Annotated in this window: 30 protein-coding genes and 3 pseudogenes; 15 read left to right on the top strand and 18 right to left on the bottom strand. The window is 64.8% G+C overall.

The window, feature by feature from the left end; genetic code table 11:
- Window positions 1-23: 23 nt before the first annotated feature.
- Window positions 24-866, bottom strand: coding sequence for an SDR family NAD(P)-dependent oxidoreductase (locus C7T91_RS04540; protein WP_108258164.1), 843 nt, complete (start codon window positions 864-866; stop codon window positions 24-26).
- On the bottom strand, window positions 863-1,135 hold the full coding sequence (locus tag C7T91_RS34705) for an SH3 domain-containing protein (protein ID WP_236637975.1): 273 nt from the start codon (window positions 1,133-1,135) through the stop codon (window positions 863-865). The genes C7T91_RS04540 and C7T91_RS34705 overlap by 4 nt, the downstream gene beginning before the upstream one ends.
- Before the next feature lie 36 nt (window positions 1,136-1,171).
- Here C7T91_RS34705 and C7T91_RS34700 point away from each other — a divergent pair.
- Together C7T91_RS34700 and C7T91_RS04525 are read left to right on the top strand one after the other, a co-directional pair.
- Window positions 1,172-1,609: pseudogene (locus C7T91_RS34700) on the top strand (hydrogenase expression/formation protein); the annotation flags it as partial.
- 56 nt (window positions 1,610-1,665) lie between these two features.
- Window positions 1,666-2,367 carry a [NiFe]-hydrogenase assembly chaperone HybE gene (locus C7T91_RS04525; protein ID WP_456237831.1) on the top strand — a complete coding sequence of 234 codons (702 nt, stop codon included), beginning with the start codon at window positions 1,666-1,668 and terminating at the stop codon, window positions 2,365-2,367.
- Between the two features lie 118 nt (window positions 2,368-2,485).
- Here the strand turns inward: C7T91_RS04525 and C7T91_RS04520 are convergent, their stop codons facing one another.
- The 3 genes from C7T91_RS04520 to C7T91_RS04510 form a co-directional block, all read right to left on the bottom strand.
- Window positions 2,486-5,092: a TRAP transporter permease gene (locus C7T91_RS04520; RefSeq protein ID WP_108258160.1), complete on the bottom strand. Its 2,607-nt coding sequence runs from the start codon at window positions 5,090-5,092 to the stop codon at window positions 2,486-2,488.
- 101 nt (window positions 5,093-5,193) lie between these two features.
- A complete protein-coding gene (locus C7T91_RS04515; RefSeq protein ID WP_108258159.1) occupies window positions 5,194-6,165 on the bottom strand; it encodes a TAXI family TRAP transporter solute-binding subunit in 972 nt (323 codons plus the stop codon).
- Window positions 6,166-6,251: 86 nt separating this feature from the next.
- Window positions 6,252-7,139, bottom strand: a complete 888-nt coding sequence (locus C7T91_RS04510; protein WP_108258158.1) for a MurR/RpiR family transcriptional regulator — start codon at window positions 7,137-7,139, stop codon at window positions 6,252-6,254.
- 140 nt (window positions 7,140-7,279) lie between these two features.
- Between C7T91_RS04510 and C7T91_RS04505 the strand changes: the two genes are divergently transcribed.
- From C7T91_RS04505 to C7T91_RS04480, 6 genes and pseudogenes are all read left to right on the top strand, one after another.
- Window positions 7,280-8,605, top strand: a complete 1,326-nt coding sequence (locus C7T91_RS04505; protein WP_108258157.1) for an aspartate aminotransferase family protein — start codon at window positions 7,280-7,282, stop codon at window positions 8,603-8,605.
- Window positions 8,606-8,694: 89 nt separating this feature from the next.
- A complete protein-coding gene (locus C7T91_RS04500; RefSeq protein WP_108258156.1) occupies window positions 8,695-8,970 on the top strand; it encodes a hypothetical protein in 276 nt (91 codons plus the stop codon).
- A gap of 165 nt (window positions 8,971-9,135) precedes the next feature.
- Window positions 9,136-9,396, top strand: a complete 261-nt coding sequence (locus tag C7T91_RS04495; protein WP_108258155.1) for a helix-turn-helix domain-containing protein — start codon at window positions 9,136-9,138, stop codon at window positions 9,394-9,396.
- A gap of 53 nt (window positions 9,397-9,449) precedes the next feature.
- Window positions 9,450-10,094: pseudogene (locus C7T91_RS04490) on the top strand (SulP family inorganic anion transporter); the annotation flags it as partial.
- Between the two features lie 40 nt (window positions 10,095-10,134).
- The gene (locus tag C7T91_RS38330; protein WP_330848802.1) at window positions 10,135-10,692 is read left to right on the top strand and encodes an nSTAND1 domain-containing NTPase; all 558 of its coding nucleotides are present in this window, start codon (window positions 10,135-10,137) and stop codon (window positions 10,690-10,692) included.
- Entirely contained in the window at window positions 10,587-11,225 is a 639-nt protein-coding gene (locus C7T91_RS04480; protein ID WP_407943258.1) for a polysaccharide biosynthesis/export family protein, read from the top strand. Before C7T91_RS38330 ends, C7T91_RS04480 begins: the two co-directional genes overlap by 106 nt.
- Here C7T91_RS04480 and C7T91_RS32205 read toward each other — a convergent pair.
- Window positions 11,209-11,427, bottom strand: coding sequence for a hypothetical protein (locus C7T91_RS32205; protein WP_161555740.1), 219 nt, complete (start codon window positions 11,425-11,427; stop codon window positions 11,209-11,211). The two genes, C7T91_RS04480 and C7T91_RS32205, sit on opposite strands and share 17 nt — an antisense overlap.
- Between C7T91_RS32205 and C7T91_RS32200 the strand changes: the two genes are divergently transcribed.
- The gene (locus C7T91_RS32200) at window positions 11,416-11,760 is read left to right on the top strand and encodes a cation diffusion facilitator family transporter (protein WP_161555739.1); all 345 of its coding nucleotides are present in this window, start codon (window positions 11,416-11,418) and stop codon (window positions 11,758-11,760) included. The genes C7T91_RS32205 and C7T91_RS32200 overlap by 12 nt on opposite strands.
- A 407-nt stretch (window positions 11,761-12,167) precedes the next feature.
- Here C7T91_RS32200 and C7T91_RS04470 read toward each other — a convergent pair whose 3' ends face one another.
- The 5 genes from C7T91_RS04470 to hrcA form a co-directional block, all read right to left on the bottom strand.
- Complete coding sequence (locus tag C7T91_RS04470; protein ID WP_108258152.1) at window positions 12,168-12,425, bottom strand: hypothetical protein; 258 nt, start codon at window positions 12,423-12,425, stop codon at window positions 12,168-12,170.
- A complete protein-coding gene (locus C7T91_RS32195) occupies window positions 12,422-12,598 on the bottom strand; it encodes a hypothetical protein (protein ID WP_161555738.1) in 177 nt (58 codons plus the stop codon). Before C7T91_RS32195 ends, C7T91_RS04470 begins: the two co-directional genes overlap by 4 nt.
- A gap of 147 nt (window positions 12,599-12,745) precedes the next feature.
- A complete protein-coding gene (locus C7T91_RS04460; protein WP_108258150.1) occupies window positions 12,746-13,264 on the bottom strand; it encodes a hypothetical protein in 519 nt (172 codons plus the stop codon).
- Entirely contained in the window at window positions 13,264-13,770 is a 507-nt protein-coding gene (locus C7T91_RS04455) for a nucleotide exchange factor GrpE (protein ID WP_236638039.1), read from the bottom strand. The genes C7T91_RS04460 and C7T91_RS04455 overlap by 1 nt, the downstream gene beginning before the upstream one ends.
- A 140-nt stretch (window positions 13,771-13,910) precedes the next feature.
- Window positions 13,911-14,969 carry a heat-inducible transcriptional repressor HrcA gene (gene hrcA, locus C7T91_RS04450; RefSeq protein ID WP_108258149.1) on the bottom strand — a complete coding sequence of 353 codons (1,059 nt, stop codon included), beginning with the start codon at window positions 14,967-14,969 and terminating at the stop codon, window positions 13,911-13,913.
- 100 nt (window positions 14,970-15,069) lie between these two features.
- On the opposite strand from hrcA, the gene rph reads away from it, so the two are divergent.
- The 4 genes from rph to C7T91_RS04430 are packed head-to-tail and all read left to right on the top strand — an operon-like array spanning window position 15,070 to window position 17,906.
- Complete coding sequence (rph, locus tag C7T91_RS04445; protein ID WP_108258148.1) at window positions 15,070-15,780, top strand: ribonuclease PH; 711 nt, start codon at window positions 15,070-15,072, stop codon at window positions 15,778-15,780.
- Entirely contained in the window at window positions 15,777-16,388 is a 612-nt protein-coding gene (rdgB, locus tag C7T91_RS04440) for an RdgB/HAM1 family non-canonical purine NTP pyrophosphatase (protein WP_108258147.1), read from the top strand. Before rph ends, rdgB begins: the two co-directional genes overlap by 4 nt.
- Entirely contained in the window at window positions 16,381-17,544 is a 1,164-nt protein-coding gene (gene hemW / locus C7T91_RS04435) for a radical SAM family heme chaperone HemW (RefSeq protein WP_108258146.1), read from the top strand. The genes rdgB and hemW overlap by 8 nt, the downstream gene beginning before the upstream one ends.
- Window positions 17,544-17,906 carry a YbaN family protein gene (locus C7T91_RS04430; protein ID WP_108258145.1) on the top strand — a complete coding sequence of 121 codons (363 nt, stop codon included), beginning with the start codon at window positions 17,544-17,546 and terminating at the stop codon, window positions 17,904-17,906. Before hemW ends, C7T91_RS04430 begins: the two co-directional genes overlap by 1 nt.
- Before the next feature lie 4 nt (window positions 17,907-17,910).
- Here the strand turns inward: C7T91_RS04430 and C7T91_RS04425 are convergent, their stop codons facing one another.
- The 7 genes from C7T91_RS04425 to hemJ all read right to left on the bottom strand — a co-directional run bounded on the left by C7T91_RS04425 (window position 17,911) and on the right by hemJ (window position 25,247).
- Entirely contained in the window at window positions 17,911-18,783 is an 873-nt protein-coding gene (locus tag C7T91_RS04425) for a ParB/RepB/Spo0J family partition protein (RefSeq protein WP_108258144.1), read from the bottom strand.
- A gap of 11 nt (window positions 18,784-18,794) precedes the next feature.
- Window positions 18,795-19,610: a ParA family protein gene (locus C7T91_RS04420; protein ID WP_108258143.1), complete on the bottom strand. Its 816-nt coding sequence runs from the start codon at window positions 19,608-19,610 to the stop codon at window positions 18,795-18,797.
- A complete protein-coding gene (gene rsmG / locus C7T91_RS04415) occupies window positions 19,603-20,217 on the bottom strand; it encodes a 16S rRNA (guanine(527)-N(7))-methyltransferase RsmG (protein WP_236637974.1) in 615 nt (204 codons plus the stop codon). Before rsmG ends, C7T91_RS04420 begins: the two co-directional genes overlap by 8 nt.
- Window position 20,218: 1 nt before the next feature.
- A complete protein-coding gene (gene mnmG / locus C7T91_RS04410; RefSeq protein WP_108258142.1) occupies window positions 20,219-22,099 on the bottom strand; it encodes a tRNA uridine-5-carboxymethylaminomethyl(34) synthesis enzyme MnmG in 1,881 nt (626 codons plus the stop codon).
- Window positions 22,100-22,101: 2 nt separating this feature from the next.
- Window positions 22,102-23,388 (bottom strand): tRNA uridine-5-carboxymethylaminomethyl(34) synthesis GTPase MnmE, encoded by a 1,287-nt coding sequence (gene mnmE / locus C7T91_RS04405; RefSeq protein WP_108258141.1) that lies wholly within the window; start codon window positions 23,386-23,388, stop codon window positions 22,102-22,104.
- Between the two features lie 13 nt (window positions 23,389-23,401).
- The gene (gene rho / locus C7T91_RS04400) at window positions 23,402-24,673 is read right to left on the bottom strand and encodes a transcription termination factor Rho (RefSeq protein ID WP_108258140.1); all 1,272 of its coding nucleotides are present in this window, start codon (window positions 24,671-24,673) and stop codon (window positions 23,402-23,404) included.
- Between the two features lie 118 nt (window positions 24,674-24,791).
- Window positions 24,792-25,247, bottom strand: a complete 456-nt coding sequence (hemJ, locus tag C7T91_RS04395; protein WP_108258139.1) for a protoporphyrinogen oxidase HemJ — start codon at window positions 25,245-25,247, stop codon at window positions 24,792-24,794.
- A gap of 392 nt (window positions 25,248-25,639) precedes the next feature.
- Here hemJ and C7T91_RS04390 point away from each other — a divergent pair, with 392 nt between their 5' ends.
- Together C7T91_RS04390 and C7T91_RS38325 are read left to right on the top strand one after the other, a co-directional pair.
- Window positions 25,640-26,239: a Maf family protein gene (locus tag C7T91_RS04390; protein ID WP_108258138.1), complete on the top strand. Its 600-nt coding sequence runs from the start codon at window positions 25,640-25,642 to the stop codon at window positions 26,237-26,239.
- Window positions 26,236-26,451: pseudogene (locus tag C7T91_RS38325) on the top strand (shikimate dehydrogenase); the annotation flags it as partial. The gene C7T91_RS04390 and the pseudogene C7T91_RS38325, both read left to right, overlap by 4 nt.
- Window positions 26,452-26,461 lie beyond the last annotated feature (10 nt).

Genomic DNA, 26,461 nt, shown 5'->3' with positions numbered 1-26,461 from the left:
CGGAAGGGAAGCTGATTCGGCCTTCAGCCCTTGGCGCAGAGCCGGTCGAGCAGCCGGACCGGAAGCAGTCGCCGGAACGCCCAGGCCGCCTTGGTCGGCCAGGTGACGCGGTATTTCGCGCGGGGGGACGGGCTTTCCAGCGCGTGGATCAGCGCCTTGGTCACCGCCTCCGGTCCCAGTTCGCCGGGCGTCGGCGCGGGCGGCTCGACATAGAGCCGCTTCAGCAGGCTGGTGCGGTACTGTTCCTCGCGCGGCGAGGCGCGCCAGTCGATCCAGCGCTCGAAGGGCGCGCGGGAGTTGCGGCGGATCTCGGTGGCGATCGGCCCCGGCTGGATCAGCACGGCATGGATCGGCGTGTCGGCCATCTCAATCCGCAGCACGTCGGTCAGGCCCTCCAGCGCGTATTTGGTCGAGACATAGGCACCGCGCCATTTCGCCGGGACGAAGCCGAGGATCGACGAGCAGTTGACGATCCGTCCATGCCCCTGTGCCCGCATCAGCGGGATGGCGCGCGCGGTCAGGTCATGCCAGCCGAACAGGTTGGCCTCGTAGATCTCGCGCAGCGCGCCGCGGGGCAGGTCCTCCACCGCGCCGGGAATGGCGTAGGCGCCGTTGTTGAACAGCGCGTCGAGCCCGCCGCGGGCCTCTACCTCGGCCATGGCCGAGGCGATCGAGGCTTCGTCCTGGTAGTCGAGCCGGAAGCTCGTCAGCCCCTCGTCTCTCAGCCGGGCGCAATCGGCCTCGCTGCGGCAGGTGGCATAGACGGTCCAGCCGCGCGCATGGAGCGTGCGCGCGGCGTCGAGGCCGATCCCGGACGAGCATCCGGTGATCAGGATGCGGCCGCGGCCGCCTGTCGGTGAGGTCAATCGGAGATCCGCTGCAGGTAGTTCGAGGACATGTACATGTCGCCGTCATAGCGCGGATGGCGGATCAAAGCCCAGCCCGGCGCCGGTTCGGAAATCCATTCGACGCGCTCGCCCTCGCGGGCCTGACCGACCACCGCATTGCCGGTCGAGGGGCCGGAGCGCAGGTTCACGTTGCTGCCGGTCACCTGCGCCATGTCGGCGGGATCGGAGGCGGCGGCCTGCTGGCGCCGCTGGAACGTGTCGAAGCTGCCCGCGGCAGAGGGCGACATGCCCGGCTGCAGCGTGCGCGACGGCACGGCGTCGAAATGCCGACCGAGGCGCGGGAACGCGCCTTCGATCCGCGCCGCGAGGCCGAGGGCCCGAAGGCCCCGATGGCGCCGGGCGTCGTCAACGCGCCGCCGCTGGCGGTGGAGCTCTTCGACCGCTCGCGCAACTGGACTGCCGGAACCGAAACGCATGTCGTCAACCTGACGCTGCTGCCGCATACCGAGCAAGACCTCGCCTGGCTCGACGTGGCGCTGGGGCTGGGCTCGGCCGAGATCCTGTCGCGCGGCTACGGCAATTGCCGGGTCACCGCGACGGCGCTGCCCTGGGTCTGGCGGGTGCAGTTCTTCAACTCTATGGACACGCTGATCCTCGACACGTTCGAGGTGACCGAGATGCCCGAGGTCGCCATCGCCGCGCCCGAGGACCTGGCCGACAGCGCGCGGCGCATCCGCGACGTGATCGAGGCGATCCGGTGAGCGGCTTCGAGGGCTCCTATCTCGGGGCAAATGACAAGATCAGCCCGCTGGCGATCATGGAATGCAAGATCTGCTGGACCCCCTACGATCCGGCCGAGGGCGACGACACGCGGCAGGTGCTCGAAGGCACGCCCTTCATGGCGCTGCCCGAGGACTGGTCCTGCCCGAATTGCGGGGCGCCGAAGGAGCAGTTCATCGTCCAGGACGATCCCGGTGCCGCGGCCGTGCTGGAGGCTCAGCGCCTCGCGCCGCTGGCGCGGCGGCTGGAGGACGAGTTCACCGAGATCTGGCACGGCAAGATGCGCGACGTGCCGATGGTCAACAAGCTCCTGCGCGTCGAGGCGGTGGGATTCCGCTTTTGGGAGGGCCGTCCGCTCGGCGTGCTGATCTCGCCCTGGTTCATGAACCTCGTGCTGCTGCCTGCCGAAGGCGAGGACTGGTCAGGTCTGGCGGCGGGCGAGAAGGAGGTCCTGTCCTTCCCCTCGGGCGAGTACGAATTCCTCCACAATACCCGCGGTTTGCTCGGCGGCTACAAGGCCTGTTCGCTGTTCTCGCCGATGGGCGATTTCCCCAGCCAGGCCCATGCCGTCGAGGTCGCCCGCGCCGTGATGGTCGCACTCTTCCAGGAGGAACACCGCGCCGAGACCGACCGCAGCGCCGAGATCCGCGCCGCCCGCGAGGCCGAGCTGGCCGCCGCCGAGATCCCGGACCTGCCCGCCGCGCCGTCCGGCCTTCCTGCTCCTGGCGCTGNATCGTGATGATCCAGCGGCCGCGGGCGAAACAGCCGGCCNTTCTGAGGGGAGACAGGAGATGTTNCAAGTCCGTTCNTGGTATNCCGTCGATGNTCACGGTTCCCGGCGAGACGCAGGNCTCTGCTCAAGGCGGCTGCCGAGACCTGCGCCTGCTGGGACGCCAAGCTGCACGTCGGATGAAGAACACTTCCTTCGGCATCCGGTCGTTCTCGACCTTGACCGAAACGATCCGTGCGGGCTCGTCGCCGTAGAAGTCGAAGCCGTTCGCCAGAGTCTCGAAGAAGGGCGTGCCGGGGAAGGGCTCCTCGAGGAGCAGCGTGCCGCCCTCCTCCATCACGGTCAGCCCGGCCGCGTCGAGCCGCGCGATCCCGTCGCCGTCGCTTTCCGGCGTGATCTCGATCGTGGTCGAGGCCAGCTCGCCTGTGTCGAAATCCGGGGCTTCGACCTCGATCCGGGCCGGGCTGCCGACCGGCAGGCTGCCGAGCGCCTCGATTGCGGCAGCGCCCTCGTAGCCCTGGAATTCGGGCTCGATCCGGTCGAGCCAGAAGCCCGGGCGGAACAGGGTGAAGACGATCAGCAGGATCGCCGCGGTTTCCCACAGGCGGCTCTTTGCGATGAAATAGCCTTGGGTCGCGGCGGCGAAGAGCAGCATTGCCACCAGCGAGACGCAGAAGACCAGGATCGCGTGGAAGAAGGTCACGTCGATCAAGAGGAGGTCGGTGTTGAAGATGAACATGAAGGGCAGGAGCGCCGTGCGGATGTCGTAGCTGAAGCCGACGAGGCCGGTCTTGATCGGATCCCCGCGCGAGATCGCCGCCGCCGCGTAGGCCGCGAGGCCGACGGGTGGCGTGTCATCGGCGAGAATGCCGAAATAGAAGACGAACATGTGGACGGCGATCAGCGGCACGATCAGGCCGGACTGGGCGCCGACCGAGATGATCACCGGCGCCATCAGCGAGGAGACGACGATGTAGTTCGCCGTCGTGGGCAGGCCCATGCCGAGGATCAGCGACAGGATGGCGACGAGGATCAGCAGGATCATCAGGTTGCCGCCCGAGATCGTCTCGATCACCTGGCCGATGATCTGGTGCGCGCCGGTCAGCGAGATGGTGCCGACGATGATGCCGGCCGCGCCGGTGGCGACGCCGATGCCGATCATGTTGCGGGCGCCCGCGACGAGGCCGGAAACGAAGTCGGCGAAGCCTGCCAGCGTTTCGCCGGCCATGGCCGATCCGCCGCGGAACATCGCCTTCAGCGGGCGGTGGGTCAGCGCGACGATGATCATCGCGATGGTCGCCCAGAAGGCCGAAAGGGCGGGCGAGAGCCGCTCCAGCGTGTCGGTGCGCACCATCAGGTTCCAAACGAGCACGAAGATCGGCAGGGCGTAATAGGCGCCGCCGAGCAGCGTCGGGGTCAGGCGCGGCGCGGAGACCACGGGCGCGTTCGGATCGTCGACCTCGATATCGGGATAGCGCGAGGCGACGAAAACCAGCCCGACATAGGCAAGCCCCAAGAGCACCAGCGCGGCATAGATCGTCTCGCCGGGCATCAGCGGTTCCAAGAGCATCCGGATGCCGATCACCGCCATGGTGATCGCCGCCATGCCGAGGAAACCGGTCAGGAACAGGATCAGGATCATCGGCACGCCGATCGCGCGGCCGGGCTTGTCGAGCCCCCTCAGCCCCATCTTCAGGCTTTCAAGATGCACGATGTAGAGCAGCGCGATGTAGGAAATGACGGCCGGCAGGAAGGCGTGCTTGACCACCTCGATATAGGGGATGTTGACGTATTCGACCATCAGGAAGGCCGCGGCACCCATCACCGGCGGCGTCAGCTGGCCGTTGGTGGAGCTGGCCACCTCGACGGCGCCGGCCTTTTCGGGCGAGAAGCCGATGCGCTTCATCAGCGGGATGGTGAAGGTGCCGGTGGTCACCGTGTTGGCGATGGAGCTGCCCGAGATCATCCCGGTCATCATCGAGGACAGGACGGCGGCCTTGGCCGGACCGCCGCGCAGCGCGCCCAGAAGCGCGATGGCGACCTTGATGAACCAGTTGCCGCCCCCGGCCTTCTCCAGCAATGCTCCGAAGAGCACGAAGAGGAAGATCATCGTGGTGGAGACGCCGAGCGCGACGCCGAACACGCCCTCGGTCTGCATCCAGTAATGGCCCATCGCCTTCGAGAAGGAGGCGCCGCCATAGTTGGTGAGGTTGCCGATCCAGGCGGAATAGCCGCCGAAGAAGGCGAGCGCCAGGAAGAGCGAGCAGATGATGACGAGCGGCAGGCCGAGCGAGCGGAAGGTCGCGACCATCAGCACAACCATGCCGATGCCCGACATGACGATGTCGGTCATGCTCCAGAGGCCGGGCCGCTGGGCGATCTCGAAGCGGAAGACCACGAGATAGAGACAGGCCGCCACCCCGAGGACCGCCAGCGCCCAGTCATAGGCGGGCACCCGGTCGCGATGGCCCATGATCGGGAAGGCGAGCGTCGCCAGCAGCAGCGCGAAAGCCAGATGGACGTAGCGGGCCTGGGCGACGATGTTGGCGAATTCCGACACGCCGGTCATCTGCGCCAGCACGCCCGGAAGCTTGGAGGCGATGTAGAGCTGGAACAGCGACCAGATGATGCAGAGCGCGAAGATCAGCTTGCTCACGGCCGGTCCCGCCTGCCGGGCGCCGGTATCGGCCGCGGCGACCATTTCCTCTGCGGATAGTTGCGGTTTGTCGCTCATGCTCTTTTCCCCGGCACTGCGGTTGGCTGCTCGTCGGTCAGATCCGGTGCGCCGCGCGAGGGGCGCACCGGAAGGTCATGTGGCGCGGACCGCGCCGACGGTCATTCGATCAGGCCGAGTTCCTTGTAGGCCTTCTCGGCGCCCGGATGCAGCGGCGCGCTGAGGCCGTCCTTGACCATCTCTTCCGCCTTCAGGTTCGCGAAGGCCGGGTGCAGGCCGCGGAAATCGTCGAGATTGGACATCACTTCCTTGGCGACGACATAGGCGACCTCTTCGGGAACGGCCGAGGAGGTGACGAGCGTCGCGCCGACGCCGAAGGTGGTCGTCTCCTGGTCATTGCCCGCATACATGCCGCCCGGGATCGTGGCGACGCGGTAATAGGGGTTGTCGGCGACCAGCTTGTCGATGGGCTCGCCCACGACGCTGATCAGCTTGACGTCGCAGGTGGTGGTGGCTTCCTGGATCGCCGCGGCCGGGTGGCCGACGGTGTAGATCATCGCGTCGATGTTGCCGTCGCAGATCTGCTTGGCCATTTCCGAGCCCTTGTACTCGGTCGCCAGCGCGAAATCGTCCATGCCGATGCCGAAGGCATCCATCACGACTTCCATCGTGGCGCGCTGGCCGGAGCCCGGGTTGCCGACATTGACGCGCTTGCCCTTGAGCTCTTCGAAGCTGGTGATGCCGCTGTCGCCGCGCACCAGCAGGGTGAAGGGTTCGGGATGGATCGAGAACATCGCGCGCTCTTCGGGGAAGGGGTGATCCGCGAATTGCGAGGTGCCGTTATAGGCGTGGTACTGCCAGTCCGACTGGGCGACGCCGAATTCCAGCTCGCCCGCCTGGATGGTGTTGATGTTGTAGACCGAGCCGCCCGTGGATTCCACGGCGCAGCGGATGCCGTGTTCCTTGCGCGACTTGTTCACCAGGCGGCAGATCGCGCCGCCGGTCGGGTAGTAGACGCCGGTCACGCCGCCGGTCCCGATCGAGATGAACTGCGTGTCCTGCGCCTGGGCGGTGCCGCCGACGGCGATGGCCGCAGCGGCTGCAAGGCCACCGAGGATGGAACGAAACTGCATGGAAGGTCTCCCCTTGAATGTCACGTGTACGCTCGCGCGTGCGTGAAGGAAGGGTTCACCAACTTGGCGGCGGTGTCATCCCCAAACTATTGTTTTTTCGGGGCTGTCCAGTAGGCGGAGCTGGCTTCGCGGAGCTTGTCGTAGGACGCGATTCGCGCCCGGGCCGCGGCGCCGCCGCGATGCATCAGCATCGCCAGAAGCACCTCGATCACCGCCACCATGCCCGCGAAACAGCCGAAATCATGGGTCGATTGCACCGAGGTGACCAGCACGTGCTCGGGGCGGAGCCGCGGGGAAATTACCTCGGAGTCTGAAATTAGAAGCAATTTCAGACCTTTGGATTGCGCGAACTCGCAGGCCTCGACGGTTTCGCGGGAATAGGGCGTGACCGCGATCGCCAGGAGCACATCGCCCGGCCGGGCGTCGTTCAGGTCGTCGATGGCGCTGTTCTGGTGGCGCGGGATCAGCTCCAGAGACGGCAGCGCCATGCGGCCGACGTAATGGAAATAGTAGGCCATCGCGTAACTTGCGCGCACCGCCGTCAGATAGACCCGGTCGGCCTGCATCAGCATCGCGGTCATCGCCTCGACGGTTTCCAGGTCCTGGTGCTCGAGCGAGCGCGCGACGATCCCCAGCGCGTTCCCCGCTGCTGCGGCATAGACCTGTCCCAGATCGCCGCGGTCCTGCTTGGCCTGCAGCCAGATCTGGTCATGTCCGGCCTCCGGCGAGGACAGAAGCGCCTGGCGGAACGGCTCCCGGAAGCCCTGGTATCCGGAAAAGCCTAGCCTTTTCGATAGCTTGACCAGTGTATAGGTGCTGACCCCGGCCTTGCGCGCGGTGTCGCGGATCGGGTCGATCCCGACATCCGACGGGTGGTCGATCACGTATTTCGCGGCTTGCCGCAGCTGCGGCGTCATCTCGGCGATCCCGTCCTTCAGGTCGGCCAGGATGCGGGTCTTGCGGGTGGGGTCCATGGGCTTCTCCGGTCGTCGCGGGAAAACATATGTTATTTTCCGCGGATTTGACAGCCGGTGCAGTTATCCGCTTGGCTTGGCCCGTGCCGGGCGGATCCCGGCGTTCCGCAGCCGCCGGGCCCATTCCAAGGACGCGCCAGATGAGCCATGTCTTCCCACGCCAGATCAAATCTCCCCCGCCTGTCGCCGTCACCGGCCAGGGCTGCTACCTCGTCGATGCGGTCGGGAAACGTTATTTCGACGGATCGGGCGGCGCGGCCGTGTCCTGCCTCGGCCATGGCGACCCCGAGATCGTCGCGGCGGTGCAGGCCCAGGTGGAGACGCTGGCCTTCGCCCATACCGGCTTCTTCACCTCGGAACCGGCGGAGGCGCTTGCCGACCTGCTGATCTCGAAGGCGCCCGGCGGGCTCGACCGGGTCTATTTCGTCTCGGGCGGCTCCGAGGCCACCGAGGCCGCGATGAAGCTGGCGCGGCAATACCATGTCGAGCGCGGCGAACCCCAGCGCCGCCACATCATCGCCCGCCGCCAGAGCTATCACGGCAACACGCTGGGCGCGCTCGCCGCGGGCGGCAACCAGTGGCGCCGTGCCCAGTTCGAGCCGATGCTCGCCGACATGCGCCACATTTCGGCCTGCTACGAATATGCCGAGAAACGCGCCGACGAGAGCAGCTTCGACTACGGCCAGCGCGTCGCGCAGGAGCTGGAGGACGAAATCCTGGCGCTCGGCGCCGACACGGTCATCGCCTTCATGGCCGAGCCGGTGGTCGGCGCGACGCTGGGCGCGGTCCCGGCAGTCGAGGGCTATTTCAGGCGGATCCGCGAAATCTGCGACAAATACGGCGTGCTGCTGATCCTCGACGAGGTGATGTGCGGCATGGGGCGGACCGGGCATCTCTTCGCCTGCGAGGCCGAGGGCGTGGCGCCCGACATCCTGTGCATCGCCAAGGGCCTCGGCGCGGGCTACCAGCCGATCGGCGCCATGCTCTGCACCCGTGACATCTACGGCACGATTGCCGAGGGCTCGGGCTTCTTCCAGCACGGCCATACCTATATTGGCCACCCGACCGCCTGCGCCGCCGGCCTGGCCGTGGTCAATGCGATCCTCGGGCGCGATCTGCTGGCGAATGTGCAAACTCAGGGCGAGGCGCTTGCCGCGGCCCTGTCCGAGCGCTTCGGCCAGCATCCGCATGTCGGCGACATCCGCGGCCGCGGCCTGTTCCGCGGGCTGGAGATCGTCGCGGACCGCGAGAGCAGGGCGCCCTTCGACCGCAAGGCGGGGATCGCGCCGAAGCTGAAGAAAGCCGCCTTCGAGGCCGGGCTGATCTGCTATCCGATGCAGGGCACCCGCGACGGCCAGGTCGGCGACCATGTGCTGCTGGCGCCGCCCTTCATCATCGGGCCGGAGCATGTCGCGGAGATCACCGGCAAGCTCGCCGCCGCGCTCGATGCGGTGCTGCCCTCCTGAAGCCGTGAATGCCCCGGCGGCGCGCGGCATTTGAAACGCGCGCCGGACATGGTACACTGTGTCGCAGCCATGTTCCTGGGGAGGAGACCATGCAGCCAGAACTCGCGACCCGGCGGCGCGTGCTCGTCGTCACCTATGAACGCTACATCGAAGCGGACCGGGAATGGACCGAGGCGCTCGGCGAGGTGCAGCGCTGGTTCCCCGCGGGCGAGCGGCCCAATGCCGAGGCAATGGGCGAGCCCGGGTCGCGCATGCGCCAGATCTACGAAAGCCGGATGCACGCGCTGCTGCAGTTCGAGGCCGCGCGCGAGAAATTCCACACCGCCCGCCGGCGTCTCGCCGCCCGCAGCATCCGCGTCGCCTGACCGTCACGCGTCCTGTCCGCGCATTGCCTGCCGGGGCCGCTCCGGCGGGCCTGATTGCGTGGGGCGTCCCGATGGACCGGATTTACGGTATTTGCAGCACTCTTGATATCTCAGCCATCAATATGCTAGTCTAAGTCTGCATCAATGCAATCCGGGACATCACCCATGATCACTTCCGCCCAGATGCGGGCTGCACGGGCGCTGCTCGGGATCGACCAGAAGACCCTGGCCGAGCTGTCGGGCCTCTCCGTGCCGACCATCCAGCGCATGGAGGCCAGCCCCGGCAATGTCCGCGGCGTCGTCGCCAGCCTGACCAGCGTGGTCGAGGCGCTGGAGCGCGCCGGGGTGGAGCTGATCGGCGAGGGCGCCCGCAGTTTCGAGGGCGGGCGCGGCGTCCGCCTCAAATCCGGGCCGACCGGCCCCTGACCTTCCCGGCCGCGGCAGGCCCGCGGCCTTTCCTGTCTAGGATGCGGCTGCGCATGACCGACACGACATCACCAGACGGCACGGCGCCGGGCTTCGCCGCGCTTTTCACCCCGAAGCTCGCCACCGTGCTGCGCGAGGGCTACCGGCCTGCCCATCTGCGCGCCGACGCCATGGCCGGGCTGACCGTTGCCATCGTGGCGCTGCCCTTGTCGATGGCAATTGCCATCGCCTCGGGCGCGACCCCGGCGCAGGGGCTGCACACTGCCGTCGTGGGCGGCTTCCTCGTGTCGCTGCTCGGCGGCTCGCGCTTCCAGATCGGCGGTCCGGCGGGCGCCTTCATCGTTCTCGTCGCCGCCACCGTGGCGCAGCACGGGCCGGACGGGCTGATCCTCGCCACCTTCCTGTCGGGGCTGATGCTGGCCGCGGCGGGGGTCCTGCGGCTCGGCAGCTTCGTCAAGTTCATCCCCTTCCCGGTGACCGTCGGCTTCACCGCCGGGATCGCGGCGATCATCTTCGCCAGCCAGGCCAAGGAGCTCCTGGGCCTCGCGCTCGACGCCGAGCCGGGACCTCTGGCCGAAAAGATCCCGGCGCTTTGGGCGGTGCGCGACAGCCTCTCGCCGGCGGCGCTCGGCGTCTCTTTGGCGACGGTGGCCGCGATCCTCGGCCTGCGCCGCTGGCGGCCGCACTGGCCGGCTGTTGCAGGCGCTCAGATCGGACCTGCCGCCGGACATCGAGCCAATGTGGCGGGAGACCAATCCCTATTCCGGCCTGCATTCCCGCAGCTCCAGCAGCAGCGCCTATTTCTTCGGGCGCGAGGCCAAGACGGCGGAACTGCTCGACGGGCTCCGCGGCGAGGCAGGCAAAGTGCTGATGCTGGTCGGCAATTCCGGTGTCGGCAAGTCGTCGATCGTCAATGCCGGGGTGGTCGGGGCGCTGCGCAGCCAGATTTGGCCCGGGGACGGCACGTCCTGGCCCGCGGACCTTGAGGCCAGCCGGGCCTGGATGCCGCTGACGCTCAAGCCCGGCGAGACGCCGGTCAAGGCGCTGGCGCTCGCCTTCGCGCGCAGCTGGCTCGAGGATCCCGCCGACCGCGAAGCGCAGGCGCTGAAATGGGCGGATAACTTCCGCAACGGATCGCGGCTGGCCGATCTCGCCGCCGCCGCCCGGGAGGCCATCGCCGGGGCCGCGCAATCAGCGCCGCCGGAGCGGCCTCGACCGAGGGGCGCAACCTCTCGGTCGCGCTGCGCAACGCGGGCGGCGTCCGGCCCGATGCCGACCTGTCCTCGGTGCGGCTGACCCGCGGCGGGCAGACCTATGCGGTCGACATGCGCGGCATTGCCAGCGGCAGCGCCGCGCAGGACGTGATGCTGATCGCCGGGGATGCCGTCCATGTCCCGTCCCGCGGCTGTTTCCAGGACGAGCTGATGGCGCCCGGTCCGATCAGCCCGCCCGGCATTTCGGTCTACCTGTCGAACCTGACCGTGCCCGCGACCGGCAACGCGCCCTCGGCGGTCGGCCAGTCAGTGCGCGAATACCCCTATGGCACGCGCTTCATGCAGGCTGTCGTCAACACCAACTGCGTCGGCGGCACGCGCTCGACCAGCGCCGACCGCTATGCCGCGCTGTTCTCGCGCAATCCCGAAACCGGCGTCTCCGTGGTGATCGACCGCCCGGTGGAGGTGATGCGCACCCGCCCCGACCGCGACGACTACGATCCCTACCTGCTGCCCGGCGATTCCATCGCGTGCTATGACAGCAGCGTCACCAACCTGCGCGACCTGCTGCAGATCCTCGGGCTGGCCGGGGCCGTGGTCATCCTCGCGCCCTGAGCTCGACCCCGGTCTCGCCGATCCAGAGCTCCAGCTCGGCACGGCTCTCCGCCCAGAGGTTCCGCAGGCTGCGCAGCTGCTCGGGCGGCAGGCTGCGGCCCGCCAGGGCGGCGGTCTCGGCATCGGCCAGCTCCTGGGCCTGGCCTGGGCGACCGGCTGGCCGCTGCTCGACCCGCTCCTGGCGCTGGCGGTGACCGCGCATATCGTCGTGCAGGGCTGGTCGGTGATCCGCGGGTCGCTCGCCGGCCTGCTCGACGAGGCCGTCGAAGAGCCGGAGCAGGAGCGGATCCTGGCGGTGATCGAGCGCAGCGCGGCCGGGGCGCTCGAGGTCCATGACCTGGTGACGCGGCGTTCGGGGCCGGTCACCTTCATCGAATTCCACCTGATCATGCCGGGCGAGATGACGGTGCGCGACAGCCACGTGATCTGCGACCGGGTGGAGAAGGCGCTGCGGATGGAAGACCGGGGCGCGCGGATCACCATCCATGTCGAACCCGAGGAAATGGCCAAGCCCGAGGGCCACGCCATCGGCTGAACGGCCGGCGCAGGTGCGCAGCGCTTTCCGGACAGTCCTTTCTGCACAGCGACCGGCCCGGATGAGCTTCTCGCCTGTGGGGCGCGTCTTCCGTCCTTCCCGGGGTGGCCGCCGCAGCGCGGGCCGGTGATCCATCTGGATCCGCCCCGTGTCCGGCAGTCTTGTCCGGTCAGGCCGTGGCATGATCCAAGCGAGGCGGAGGTTCTGCAGCCCGCATCCCGTCCGTTGCATGACACCGATCCGTCATGCCCGGGGGGATGCGCATCGGGGGGGCGGCTCCGGCTGCCGAAGCACGCGCCTCGCCATGCTGCGGCGCTTGGCCAGCTGCCATCCGGCCGGAGACTTTCCGGGTTGCCGCCTGCGTTCGGCGGGCCGGACCCGCGGGCGCCGTTGGCGTCGGGCTGCGCTCACGGCAGCCCCTCGCCCGGCCCGAAGGCGGCGCGCCATTGCGCGGCGAATTGCGCGCGGCGCTGCTGGTCGAGCCCGACAAGCAGGGTCGGCGACAGCGCGATCGGGCGCATGGCGCTCTGTTGCAGCCCGCTTTCGGACGGCGCCGCGGCATGGATCAGCCCGGCCCGTGCCAGCTCAGCCTGGCCCGCGCCAGAAAGCAGAAAGTCGAGCAGCGCCGCCGCTGCCTCCGGCTGGGCGGCACTGGCCGGGATCATGTAGCCGCGCGCCTGCTGCCCGCCCCCTCCGAGGCGGGCCTCCGGCGGGGCATCCGCAGGAAGCTGCGGAAGCCGGTGCGCATCCGGGCGGACCAGACGGTCGGCTTGGCCTGCAGCGCCGCGTATTCCGGGGTCTGCAGCGCCGCCAGCGTGTCGATGCCGCCAAGCGTCATGTAGCAGTTTTCCCGCATAGCGGCGCCCGGAAAGGAAAACGGAGGCCGCGACCCGCTCAGGCACGTGCTCGAAGCTGTGCCAGTGCGAGAATCTCTCGATGCGAGACTCCTCGGAGTCGTTCCATTGACAGAGAAGGGCCTCTCCGGTCAGCCGCATGGCGTTCCTTCCTGCATCACCATGACCTTCGATGCCCGCTTGGCACCGGCAAGGCGGATTGCGGCCGCAGCCTCCCGCAGCGAGCTGCGGTGGCGGATCAGCCCGCGCACGCGCTCGGCATTCCCGGCGGGGAAGGCCAGGACCTCGGGCCAGGTGCCCTCCGAATTCCGGCAGTATCCGCGGATCTGCTGGCGGTTGCGCACCAGCCGGGCGAGGTTGACCTGCGCCGGGCCGGATGGATGCCGACGATGGCGAAACAGCCGCGCTTTGCGGGATCCTGAAGCGCCTCGGGCACGACGGAGCGCGCCGGCCGCCTCGCAGATCACGTCGAAGCCACGCTCCTGCGTCCATGGCGCGACCGCCTCCGCGAGGCTCCGGTGCAGCGTGTCGGCGGTGGCCGGGAAGCCCGAGGCGTGCAGCTCGCCGAGCCAGACCGCCGCGCCGAGGATGACGATGGCGGCCTGCCTGTCGTCGGGCGCCCCGCAACCGGCGCGGCGCCCCTCCGCCATCAGGCGGGCGTGGAGGACACGCCGACCTGCGCAGGGCGCAGCAGGCGGTCGCGGATCATGAAGCCCTCGGCCATGACCTGGATGATGTCGCCTGCCTTGGTGTTCGGCACCGGGGCCTCGAACATCGCCTGATGCACCTGCGGGTCGAACTTCTCGCCCACTTCCGGCGCCACGCGGGTGATGCCGTGCTTGCCGAAGATGTTGACCAGCTCCCGCATGGTCAGCTCGACGCCCTCGATCAGTGCCGCATGTTCGGCCTTCTGCTCCTCGGTGATCGACTCGATCGCGCGCTTCATGTTGTCGTAGACCGGCAGCAGGTCGCGCGCGAGCTTGGTGCCGCCGTACATCTCGGCATCCTTGCGGTCGCGCTCGCCGCGCTTGCGGGCATTCTCAGCCTCGGCAAGGGCACGCATCATCCGGTCGCGGTACTCGTCGCGCTCGGCGATGACGGCATCCACGTTCGGGCCCGAAACGGCCTCTTCGGCCGGTTCTTCCTCGGCCGGCATATCGTCGGCATCAGACGCCGCAGCCTGGCGCTCGTATTCGCGGGCCAGCGCCTCGATGTCGATGGTGTCGCCGTCTCCGGTCCCGGACATGTCCTCGAACGCGCCCTTGTCCTTCTTCGGATCCGCCATGATCTCTCCTCTTATCCCCGGCCGGACAAGATGCGCCCGACCAGCTGTGCCGTATAGTCCACGATCGGCACGATGCGCCCGTAGTTGAGACGCGTGGGCCCGATGACCCCGACCGCACCGATGATTTTCCGATCAGCGTTCATATAAGGAGAGACCACCAAAGAGGAACCCGAAAGTGAGAAAAGCTTGTTCTCGGACCCGATAAAAATGCGCACACCCTCGCCCTGTTCGGCCAGCTCGAGGAATTCGGCGATGTCGCGCTTGCGTTCGAGGTCGTCGAACAGCGTGCGGATGCGGTCGAGATCGGCTGCGTCCCCGTCCAGCAGGTTCGAGCGGCCCCGCACGATCAGCCGTTCCGAGTCGGAGCCCTCGTCCGCCCAGACCGCCAGGCCGCTTTCGACCAGCGCCTGGGCCAGCACGTCGATCTCGCGGCGGCGCAGCTTCATCTCGGCTTCCATGACCTGGCGCAGCTCCGCCAAGGTGCGGCCCTCCGCGAGCGCGTTGATGAAATTCGCGGCTTCGCGCATCGCGCTCGGCGTCACGCCGGCCGGCGGGCTGAACAGCCGGTTCTCGACATGGCCGTCCGCCATCACCAGCACCACCAGCGCCCGGTCGGGCGCCAGGCTGACAAAATCGATATGGCGGACCGGGGCCTCCTGCTTGGGCGCCAGCACTACGCTCGCCCCGTGCGTCGCCCCCGAGAGCGCCGAGCCGATCTTGTCGAGCATCGAGCCGACATCGCCCTTGGCCTCGCCCACCGTCGATTCGATCGCGATGCGGTCCATGTCGGTGAGGTTCTCGACCTCCATGAAGCCGTCGATGAACATCCTCAGCCCCAGCTCGGTCGGAATCCGCCCGGCCGAGATATGGGGGCTGTTGAGGAGCCCCATGAACTCGAGGTCCTGCATCACGTTGCGGATGGTGGCCGCGCTGACTTTCTCTTCCATCGAGCGGGTGAGCGTGCGCGATCCGACCGGTTCGCCGGTTTCGAGATAGCCCTCGACGACGCGTCGGAACACTTCCCGCGAGCGGGCATTCATGTCGGGCATTGAGGTCATGTCGGTCTTCATGTCTGGTCGAGCTTGCCGGCTCCGTGATGAGGCGTCAATCGGCCTTGAAATCACATATGTGCCGCAGATATGGCTGCGGCAACCCAGGAAAGGAAGACCGATGCGACCCTCTGGCCGACAGCTCGCCGAAATGCGCCCCGTGACGATCGAAACCGGCGTGACGCGCCATGCAGAGGGCTCCTGCCTGATCAAGGTGGGCAATACCCATGTGCTGTGCACCGCGACCATCGAGGACCGCCCGCCGCACTTCCTGAAAGGCACCGGACTGGGCTGGGTGACCGCCGAATACGGCATGCTGCCGCGCGCGACCCACAGCCGGATGCAGCGCGAAGCCAAGAAAGGCCAGTCGGGCCGCACCCAGGAAATCCAGCGCCTGATCGGCCGCGCCCTGCGGGCCGGCGTCGACCGGGTCGCGCTCGGCGAACGCCAGATCGTGGTCGACTGCGACGTGATCCAGGCCGATGGCGGCACCCGCTGCGCGTCGATCACCGGCGGCTGGGTCGCGCTGCGCCTCGCCTTCAACAAGCTGATGAAGGCCGGCATCTGCACCTCCGACCCGATGCTCGACCATATCGCCGCCGTCTCCTGCGGCGTCTATGCCGGCCAGCCGCTCGTCGATCTCGACTACCCGGAAGACAGCGAAGCCGGCGTCGACGGCAACTTCATCCTGACCGGCGCGGGCCGGCTCGTCGAAGTGCAGATGAGCGCCGAGGGCGCCACCTTCTCGCGCGACCAGATGAGCACGCTGATGGACCTGGCCGAAGCCGGCTGCAAGACGCTGGTCGACGCCCAGAAGGCAGCGCTGGCATGACCCGGAAGCTGACCGAAAAGAAGATATGCCTGGCCTCCCACAACAGGGGGAAGCTGAAGGAAATCGCGGCGCTGCTGGCGCCCTATGGCATCGAGGTCGTCTCGGCCGGCGATCTCGGCCTGCCCGAGCCGGCCGAGACCGAGGACAGCTTTGCCGGCAATGCCCGGATCAAGGCCCATTTCGCCGCGAAGGAAAGCGGCCTGCCGGCCCTGTCCGACGATAGCGGCATCTGCGTCGACGGACTGGACGGCGCACCCGGCGTCTATACCGCCGACTGGGCGGAGACCCCGGACGGCCGCGACTTCCCGATGGCCATGAAGAAGACCTGGGACCTGCTGGAGGAGCGAGGCGCCGCGCATCCCCGCACCGCCCGCTTCTGCTGCACGCTCTGCATCGCCTGGCCGGACGGCCATGACGAACTCTACGAAGGCAAGGCCGAAGGTCGGCTCGACTGGCCGATGCGCGGCGAGCAGGGCCATGGATATGACCCGATCTTCATCCCGGAAGGGTACGATATTACCTTTGGCGAGATGGACCAAGCCGAGAAGAACCGCATCAGCCACCGCGCCGATGCCTTCGCCAAACTGAAGGCCGGAGCCCTTGGCTGAACTCGAAACATGGCAGGAGGCCGGCTTCGGCCTCTACCTGCACTGGCCCTTCTGTGCCGCCAAGTGCCCCTATTGCGACTTCAATTCCCATGTCGCCGCCACCATCGACCAGAGCGCCTGGACCGCCGCCTATCTGAGCGAGCTGCGCCGCGCCGCGGCCGAGACCCCCGGGCGCATCCTGTCGACCGTCTTCTTCGGGGGCGGCACCCCCAGCCTGATGAACCCCGAGACCGTCGCCGCGATCCTCGACGAGATCCGCCGGCTCTGGCCCATGGTGAACGACCCCGAAATCACGCTGGAAGCCAACCCGACCTCGGTCGAAGCCAGCCGCTTTGCCGGCTATGCCCAGGCCGGCGTGAACCGGCTGTCGATGGGCGTCCAGTCGCTCCACGACGACGATCTACGGCGGCTGGGACGGCTTCACAGTGCCGCCGAAGCCCGCAAGGCCTTCGATATCGCACGCCAGAACTTCGACCGCGTCAGCTTCGACCTGATCTACGCGCGTCAGGGCCAAACTCTCGACATGTGGCGTGATGAGTTGAAGCAAGCACTAGATATGGCGGCTGATCATCTGTCCCTCTACCAGCTGACGATCGAACCGGGCACCGCCTTCGGCGACCGCTTCGCCGCCGGCCGGCTAAGGGACCTGCCCGAAGACGACACCGCTGCCGACATGTATGACGCCACGCAGGAGATCTGCGACGCGGCCGGCCTGCCGGCCTACGAGATCTCCAACCATGCGCGGCCGGGCAGCGAGAGCCGCCACAACCGCATCTATTGGCAAGGTGGCGATTGGGTCGGGATCGGTCCCGGCGCCCATGGACGGCTCGGACTTTCAGAAGGCCGCACGGCAACGGAAACCGAACTTGCTCCCGCGCGTTGGCTCGACATGGTCAACAAGACCGGAAGCGGCGAGACGGCGCGGAGCGTCCTCACCATGACCGAGACAGCGGAAGAGTATCTGATGATGAGCCTGCGTCTTGCCGAGGGCACCGATCTGCGCCGCCTGGAGCGGCTCGGCCATCATCTCGACGCGGGAATCCTGTCCGAGCTGGAAGAGATGGGAATGGTTTCCTGTAAAAACCATATTCTTGCCTGCACAGCTTCCGGCCGTCTCGTTCTCAACGAGATTCTGCGGAGGCTGATGACCGGCTGATGCGGGCAATCTGGTTCACGGCAGGCCTGCTTTTCATGGCTCTGGGAATGCTCGGCGTTCCCTTGCCGCTGCTGCCGACCGTGCCCTTCCTGCTTCTGGCGACGTTCTGTTTCGCCCGATCCTCGCCCCGGCTGCACAACTGGCTGATCACCCATCCGACCTATGGGCGCAGCATCCGTGACTGGAACGAGCACGGCGCGATTTCCCTCAAAGCAAAAAGGCTTGCAACGCTAACCATCGTTGCAAGCCTCGCAATTTCGATCGCCTTGTCCATTCCCGTCCGGGCATTGATCCTGCAGGCAGTCGTCCTCTGCTTCGTCATGCTCTTCCTGTGGAGCCGTCCGAGCCGTCCGAGCCGCTAAGCCCTTAGCTCATCGACAGCAGACGGCACAGCGTATCCAGCTGATCCAAAGACTTGTACTTGATCACCATTTGGCCATTTTTTGCCTCGGGCTTGTGATCGACACTGACTTTCATGCCCAGTGTATTCGACAGATCCTGCTCGAGGACCCGGGTATCGGCATCCTTTTCAGCCTTGGCTGGTTTCGGACGCTGCGCCTGTTCCGCCGTCATCTTCGCGAGACGTTCGGTATCCCGAACGGACAAACCCTTGTCGACGACGATCTTCGCCAAATCACTCGGATTTTCGGACGTAATCAGCGCGCGCGCATGGCCCGCGCTCAGAAGCCCGTCACGCAACATGCCCAGCACATCGTCAGGAAGCTGCAGCAGCCGCAACAGATTCGCGATATAGCTGCGGCTCTTGCCGAGAGCCTCGGCCAGACGCTCTTGGGTATGACCGAACTTGTCCATGAGCTGACGATATCCCAAAGCCTCTTCAACTGCGTTCAGATCCGCGCGTTGCACGTTCTCGATGATCGCAATTTCCAGCATCTCCGTGTCGGTGTAATTCCGAACGATGATCGGAATGGCATGAACCTGCGCCCGCTGCGCCGCACGCCAGCGACGTTCGCCTGCAACGATTTGGTACTTGGGCGAGCCACCGGGATTCGGCCGCACGATCAGCGGCTGGAGAACCCCCTTTTCCGCAATCGAAGCGGCGAGGTCAGCCAGATCCTCTTCCCGGAACTGGCGCCGCGGCTGATCGGGATTCGGAGCAACCGTTTCCACAGGCACCATGGTCTCGGCATTGCGCCCGGCATCGTTTCTCGCTGGCTCCTGCAGCGCTACATCCGCCATGAGAGCAGACAACCCACGTCCCAGTCCGCGCTTTTCCATCCGGTTTCTCCTCAAGCCTCGATTGGGGCGGCAGTCATGCCTTGATAGCGTGCAATGATTTCGTCAGCCAGAGCCTGATAGGCCAAGCTGCCCTTGGATTGCGGGTCGTAGTCGATGACCGGAATCGCAAAGGATGGTGCTTCGCTGACCCGCACATTCCGCGGAACGATCGTTGTGAACACAAGTTCACCCAAAGTATCCCTGGCATCCCGCTCCACCTGCTGTGCCAGACGGTTCCGGTTGTCGTGCATGGTAAGAAGGACGCCCTCGATGCGAAGCCCCGGGTTCGCCGCCTGGCGGATCTCACGGATCGTCAACATCAGTTGCGACAGCCCCTCGAGCGCAAAAAACTCGCTTTGCAGCGGAATGAGGATGCTGTCGGCTGCAACCATCGCGTTCACGGTCAGAAGATTGAGAGATGGCGGGCAATCAATCAGGATATAATCGAGCTCAAATCGATCGATGGCCGGATCGGACAAGCCATCCTTCAGCAAAAAGCTGCGCCGCTCATTCGCTACCAACTCGATATCCGCGGAGCTGAGATCAGTTGTCGCCGGAGCAATCAACACGCCCTGAACCTCGGTCGGGACCACGATTTCGGAGGCGCTCTTTCCTTCAATGAGCAAATCGTAAGTCGACATGGCCCGACGGTCAGGATCAATTCCCAATCCGGTCGACGCATTGCCTTGGGGGTCAAGATCCACGATCAAGACATTCTGTCCGAGACGCGCCAAGGCCGCAGCCAAGTTTATCGTCGTCGTCGTCTTGCCCACCCCGCCTTTCTGGTTGGCCACGGCCATGATGCGGGGTTTGGTAAATTCAGACATCACGGATACTCTCGAGCTTCAGGAGGACAGACTCTGAATCCACCGCGCTCGGATGGATTTCAAGAGAAAAAGCATAATTGCCCCGAACTTCATCAAGTTCTTGCAGATACGTCCGGCCTTTCGGCAGGATCGCAGTTCCATTGCCTGAAAGATGGCGTTTGACCCAAGGCAGAAGTCTTGGAAGCGGAGCCAGAGCACGAGCTGAAACGACGTCAGCATACTGAGGCGGCGAGAGCTCTATGCGGTCAGAAATGATTTCCACCGGCACGCCTGTTTCACGTGAAACAGTTCTTAGAAACGTACATTTTCGCTGATCGGACTCGATCAGAATGAATTTTGTCGTCCATCCTTCCCCTTTTGCTGCAATTGCCGCAACCAATCCCGGAAAACCTGCGCCAGAACCCAAATCACACCACTGTTGGGGCGGAGAGTGGATCATTCCGAAAACCTGCAGGGAGTCACGGAAGTGTCGGTTCCAGCTGTCAGAAATGGTCGCGGGAGCGACCAGGTTGATTTTTTTGTTCCATTTCTCAAGAAGCTCCTGATAGAGCTGCAACAACTCCAGTGTTTCACGTGAAACAGCAAGATCCGAAGACGATATCTTCACTTCAGCCGACCTTCTTTTTCACACTGGCCTGGCGCAACTTGGACAGCAGGAGCACCAGAGCAGCTGGTGTCATTCCTTCGATATTTCCAGCCTGCGCCAGCGTCCGAGGTTTTTGGCGCACAAGCTTGCCCTTCAGTTCCGAAGACAGGCCCGACAGGCCCTCGAAATCAAACCCATCGGGGATCTCCAGTTCGGAATCTCTCTTCAGCGCTGCTGCGTCCTTCTTCTGCCGTTCGACATACTGAGCATAAAGAGCATCTGTCGCAGCTTGAACACGGATCTCCGTCTTCAAGTTCTCTGCCCCATCCGCAAGCGGAAGAACCTTCTCGAAAGTCACGCCAGGATAAGCCAGAAGATCATAAGCCGTCCGCTTGTTGCCATCCTTGCTGACATCGAAGCCGTGCTCGGCCAATTCACGTGGGGTCCAAGATTTCGCATTCAAAAGCGTCTTGGCTTCGGAAAGTTGCTCCATTTTGCGTTCAAAAGCTGCCTTGCGGCCTTCGCTGCAGCAACCGAGCGCCATCGCCTTCGGTGTCAGGCGCTGATCGGCATTGTCCGCACGCAAGCTCAGGCGGAACTCAGCACGAGATGTAAACATTCGATATGGCTCAGTTACGCCGCGTGACGTCAAATCGTCCAGCATGACGCCAATATAGCTTTCAGCACGGGAGAACAGGATTTTCTCACGGTCTTGAGCGCGAGCGGCTGCGTTCAGACCTGCAACCATTCCTTGGGCCGCGGCCTCTTCATAGCCGGTTGTCCCATTGATCTGCCCCGCAAGATACAGGCCCGGAACATCGCGGAGCGCCAAGGTGAGATCAAGAGAACGAGGATCGACGAAATCATATTCGATCGCATATCCTGGCTGCAAAATCTCCACGTTTTCAAGTGCTTCCATCGAACGGACATAGAGTTCCTGGACGTCCACCGGCAAAGACGTCGAAATTCCGTTCGGGTAGACCGTATCATCGTCCAGGCCTTCCGGTTCAAGGAAAACTTGGTGAGACGTCTTGTCGGCGAAGCGCACGACCTTGTCCTCGATCGACGGGCAATACCGCGGTCCGATTCCGTCAATATGCCCCCCATACATCGCGGAGCGTGCCAGGTTTTGCCGGATGACTTCGTGGGTCCGCTCATTTGTATGCGTAATGCCGCAAGAAATCTGACGCACCAGGGGTTTGCGGTTGAGAAAGGAGAACATCACCGGCTGATCGTCGCCCGGCTGACTTTCCAGCTTTTCCCAAGCAATCGTCTTTCCGTTAAGACGTGGCGGCGTGCCCGTCTTCAAACGACCGAGCGGCAAATCGAAGGATTTCAGTCGTTCTGCCAGCGGAATCGAGGGTTTTTCGCCCATGCGTCCTGCCGACTGCCGCTGGTCTCCGATATGGATGATCCCGTTCAGGAACGTCCCGGTCGTCAAAATCACGGAAGTCGATCGCAATTCGCTTCCATCAGCGAGCATCACGCCAGAGAGACGGGTCCCCTGCATCAGGAAATCCGTGACTTCGCCTTCGATGATCTCGAGGTTCTGCGTCGCAGACAGCATCGCCTGCATGGTCTCGCGGTAAATTTTCCGATCTGACTGGGCTCGCGGACCCTGGACGGCGGGCCCCTTGCGGCGGTTAAGGAGTCGGAATTGTATGCCGGCCGCATCGGCAACGCGACCCATGATGCCATCCATGGCATCAATCTCCCGAACGAGATGCCCTTTTCCCAGACCGCCAATCGCGGGGTTGCAGGACATAACGCCGAGGTTGCCAAATTTCAGGGTGACAAGCGCCGTCCGGACCCCCATGCGCGCCGCGGCATAGGCGGCTTCGGTTCCGGCGTGGCCACCGCCGACCACGACTACATCAAACTCGCCATGTTTCACGTGAAACACTCCTATTTGCCGAGGCAGAAATTCCGGAAGATATCATCCAACATGTCCTCGACATCAACCTTGCCAATCAACTCGTCCAAGTGCCGCGCCGCCTGCCGCAGATGTTCCGAGAGAAACTCCGTCCGTTCCTCTCCATGCTCTAGCTCAAGAAGCGCTGATTCCAAAGCCGTTTTCGCGCCAGACATGGCAAAGCGGTGCCGGTCATTGCTTGCGGAGCCGGCTTGGGATGCGGCAGAAACCAGGCGCGTTGCCACATGATCGAGGAGTTCGGAGATGCCCTGCCCCGTCTTTCCGGAAATCCCATCGGAACTCCCCTCAAGATCAGATTTCGAGCGAAGAACGAGATCATCCTCTGCAAGCTGGAGTCCGGGCGGCAGCCCCCTGTCATCGACAAGAACGATCCTCAGATCCGCATCTGCAGCCCGGATCAGCGCCCGTTCGATGCCGATCCGCTCAATCTCGTCCCCCCCCTCGCGAAGACCGGCGGTATCCAACATCGTTACCGGAAGGCCGGCGATGTCCATGCGAACTTCAATAACGTCGCGGGTCGTTCCGGCAATATCAGACGTGATCGCGGCTTCCCTACCGGCAAGCGCATTGAGGAGCGTCGACTTTCCTGCATTGGGACGACCGAGAATCGCAACGAGAAAGCCATCCCGGATGCGTTCCGCAGCGAAGATCCCGTCAATCTCGGCGGACAGCTCTGTGCGCACCTCTTCGAAGATGCGGCGCGCTTCCGCGACGATCTCAGCAGGAAGCTCTTCATCGGCAAAATCGATGCTGGCAGCAATAAGCGCCATGCCATGCACAAGCGCTTCGCGCCAACGGTTGACTTTGTCGCCAAGCGCACCGGACATGACCTTCAGGGCCTGTTTCCGTTGTGCTTCGGTCTCGGCTTGGATCAGGTCCGCGAGGCCCTCAACCTCCGTTAGGTCAAGCTGTCCGTTTTCCAGAGCGCGGCGGGTAAATTCCCCGGGCAGCGCTAGGCGCGCGAGCCCCTGTTCGGAGATTTCACGCATCACGGCGGACACAACCGCCGGGCTGCCATGCAGATGCAGCTCGGTGACCGGCTCGCCGGTGAAGCTCTGCTTGTCGGGAAAGATGGCAACCAATGCCTGGTCCAGAACATCGCCTTTCCGGTCCCGCAGGATGGCAAGGCTCATCTGGCGCAGCGGCGGAAGGCGACCGGCAAGCGCATGGCATGCCCGATGCGCGTCCGGCCCCGAAAGTCTCAGAACGGCCACGCCCGCCTTTCCCTGGCCGCTGGCCAGGGCATAGATGGTATCCATGGCCGGCTCCGTGTCAGGTATTCATCGAGTCGAAGAAATCGGAATTCGACTTGGTCTGCTTCAGCTTCGAGATCAGGAACTCGATGGCGTCAGTCGTGCCCATCGGATTCAGGATGCGGCGCAGGACATAGGTCTTCTGCAGGTCTGCCTTGTCGACCAGAAGGTCCTCTTTCCGGGTGCCGGATTTGAGGATGTCCATCGCCGGGAAGACGCGCTTGTCCGCGACCTTGCGGTCGAGCACGATCTCGCTGTTGCCGGTGCCCTTGAATTCTTCGAAGATGACTTCGTCCATGCGCGATCCGGTGTCGATCAGCGCGGTCGCGATAATCGTGAGCGACCCGCCCTCTTCGATGTTCCGCGCGGCACCGAAGAAGCGCTTCGGCCGCTGCAACGCGTTGGCATCGACACCGCCGGTCAGCACTTTCCCCGAGGACGGGACGACAGTGTTGAAGGCACGGCCGAGGCGGGTGATGGAATCGAGCAGGATAACGACGTCACGCTTGTGCTCGACCAGGCGCTTGGCCTTTTCGATGACCATTTCGGAGACCGCCACGTGACGCGTCGCCGGCTCGTCGAAGGTCGAGGAGATGACCTCGCCCTTCACCGAGCGCTGCATGTCGGTGACTTCTTCGGGGCGTTCGTCGATCAGCAGGACGATCAGATAGCATTCCGGATGGTTGCGCTCGATCGATGTCGCGATGTTCTGCAACAGAACAGTTTTTCCGGTCCGCGGAGGCGCGACGATCAGCGAGCGCTGGCCCTTGCCGATCGGGGCGACCAGGTCGATGATCCGGGCCGAGCGGTCGCGGATCGTCGGATCCTCGATTTCCATCTTCAGGCGCTCGTCGGGATAGAGCGGCGTCAGGTTGTCGAAGGCAATCTTGTGGCGGGCGCGCTCGGGCTCTTCGAAGTTGATCTTCGACACCTTCACGAGGCCGAAATAGCGTTCGTTGTCGCGCGGCGCGTGGATGACGCCCTCGATCGTGTCGCCGGTGCGCAGCGAGAACTGGCGGATCATGTCCGGGCTGACATAGATATCGTCGGGACCGGGCAGGTAGTTCGCCTCGGGCGAGCGCAGGAAGCCGAATCCGTCCTGCAGAACCTCGAGCACGCCGTCACCGGAGATCTCCCAGCCATCCTCGGCGCGTTCGCGCAGGATCTGGAACATCATTTCGCCTTTCCGCATCGTGGAGGCGTTTTCGATTTCCAGTTCCTCGGCCATGGCAAGCAGGGCCTTCGGGGATTGTGCCTTGAGATCGGCCAGGTTGAGACGTTCTTCGGTCATTAAGATGGATGCTCTCTCAGAGATCGACCGCTTCGGCGGGATCAACCGTATAGATAAGGGGAATCAGCAGGCGGACGCCTGTTGAGCGCAAATATACAAATAGACGCCCCGAGTCAAATCAGAACGGACGGGCAATCACCGCGACGACGATGACGATCATCAGGACGGTCGGCAATTCGTTCATCAGCCGGTAGGTCCGGCCAGTCCGCGTGTTGCGGCCCTCCTGGAAGTCCCTGCGGCGCCTGCCAAGCCAGTGATGGAACCAGGTCATCCCCAGGACTGCAACGGCCTTTGCGTGCACCCAGCCCATGCTCCAGTCGATGATGCCGGGCGTGAAGACCAGACAGAGGCCGAAGACCCATGTGGAAATCATTGCCGGGTTCATGATGAAGCGGAGCAGCTTGTATTCCATGGTCTGGAAAAGTGCGTCCGTGTCGTTGCCGGCACCGACCTTCTCTGCGTGATAGACGAAGAGGCGGGGAAGATAGAACAAGCCGGCCATCCAGGTAATCACGGAGATCACGTGCAGGGACTTTGTCCACGGGTAGGCTGAAGCAAGAAACTCGGCGATCATGGGGCCTCCTAACTTCCTAATAGAAATAAAGAGAAAGATAAGGAAGAGGTTGTTTAAGGCCCTGTGGATAATGGGGATTGCCATTTTGTCCGCGCAGTTCTCCACATGTGGAGAACTTTGGATAATTCGGCGGGTTAAGATACGATTAAGAAAATTTGATCGTGTTATCCGGGGGTTAATTTTCAGAATTTACCCAGACCTGTGGATAAGTCCGGGGATGATCGCCGGCAAGATCCGGCATCCACACATCTCGGAGCAGACAATTCACAGCCGGCAGAATCAGTGTGGGAATCGCGGACAGCCCGGTGGATTTTATCCCCGTCTGGCCATGCCGGATCTTATCCGGTATCCGGCCACAGATTCTCCAAAACAGGAGTCACAGGGTTATCCACATGCCGAACAACCTGATCCTCGCGTCGGGGTCCGAGATACGCGCGCAACTTCTGCGGAATGCAGGGCTGGAGGTCGAGGTTATCCCGGCCCGCATAGACGAGGAAGCGCTGCGGGCGGCCTTCGAAGCGGAAGGCATCGGCGCGCGCGACATGGCGGATGCGCTGGCGGAAGCCAAGGCGATGAAGATCAGCGCCAAGCGGCCGGGGGCTCTGGTGCTCGGCTGCGACCAGGTACTGGATCACCGCGGCGAGGTGCTGGGCAAGCCGAAGACGCCCGAAGAAGCGGCGGAGCATCTCGCGCGGCTGTGCGGCGACCGGCACATGCTGCTTTCGGCGGCGGTGGTCTGCCGCGACGGCGAACCGCTCTGGCGCCATGTCGGAACCGCGCGGCTGCAGATGCGGGAATTTTCGGATAGCTACGCCAGGGATTACCTCGCGCGGAACTGGGACAGCATCCGCCATTCGGTCGGCGGCTACAAGCTGGAGGAAGAGGGCGTCCGCCTCTTCGCGCGGATCGAGGGCGACAATTTCACGATTCTCGGCCTGCCGCTGCTGGAGCTGCTGAACTGGCTGTCCCTGCGCGGGGATATCGACGGATGAGCAAGCATGTCCCTCTCGCCGGCGTGATCGGCAATCCGGTCGGCCACAGCAAGTCGCCGCGGATGCACGGGCACTGGCTGCGGGTGCAGTCGCTGTCGGGCCATTACGTTCCGCTCGAGGTCGAGGCCGCGGATCTGGCCGATGTCCTGTCGGCGATGCCGCGGATGGGGTTCGTCGGCACCAATGTCACCATTCCCCATAAGGAGGCTGCCCTGGCCGGCG

The sequence above is a fragment of the Mangrovicoccus ximenensis genome (genome assembly GCF_003056725.1).
Lineage (GTDB): Bacteria > Pseudomonadota > Alphaproteobacteria > Rhodobacterales > Rhodobacteraceae > Mangrovicoccus > Mangrovicoccus ximenensis.
Note: the sequence above shows the minus strand (reverse complement) of the source record. Positions and strands in the feature narration are given on the sequence as shown.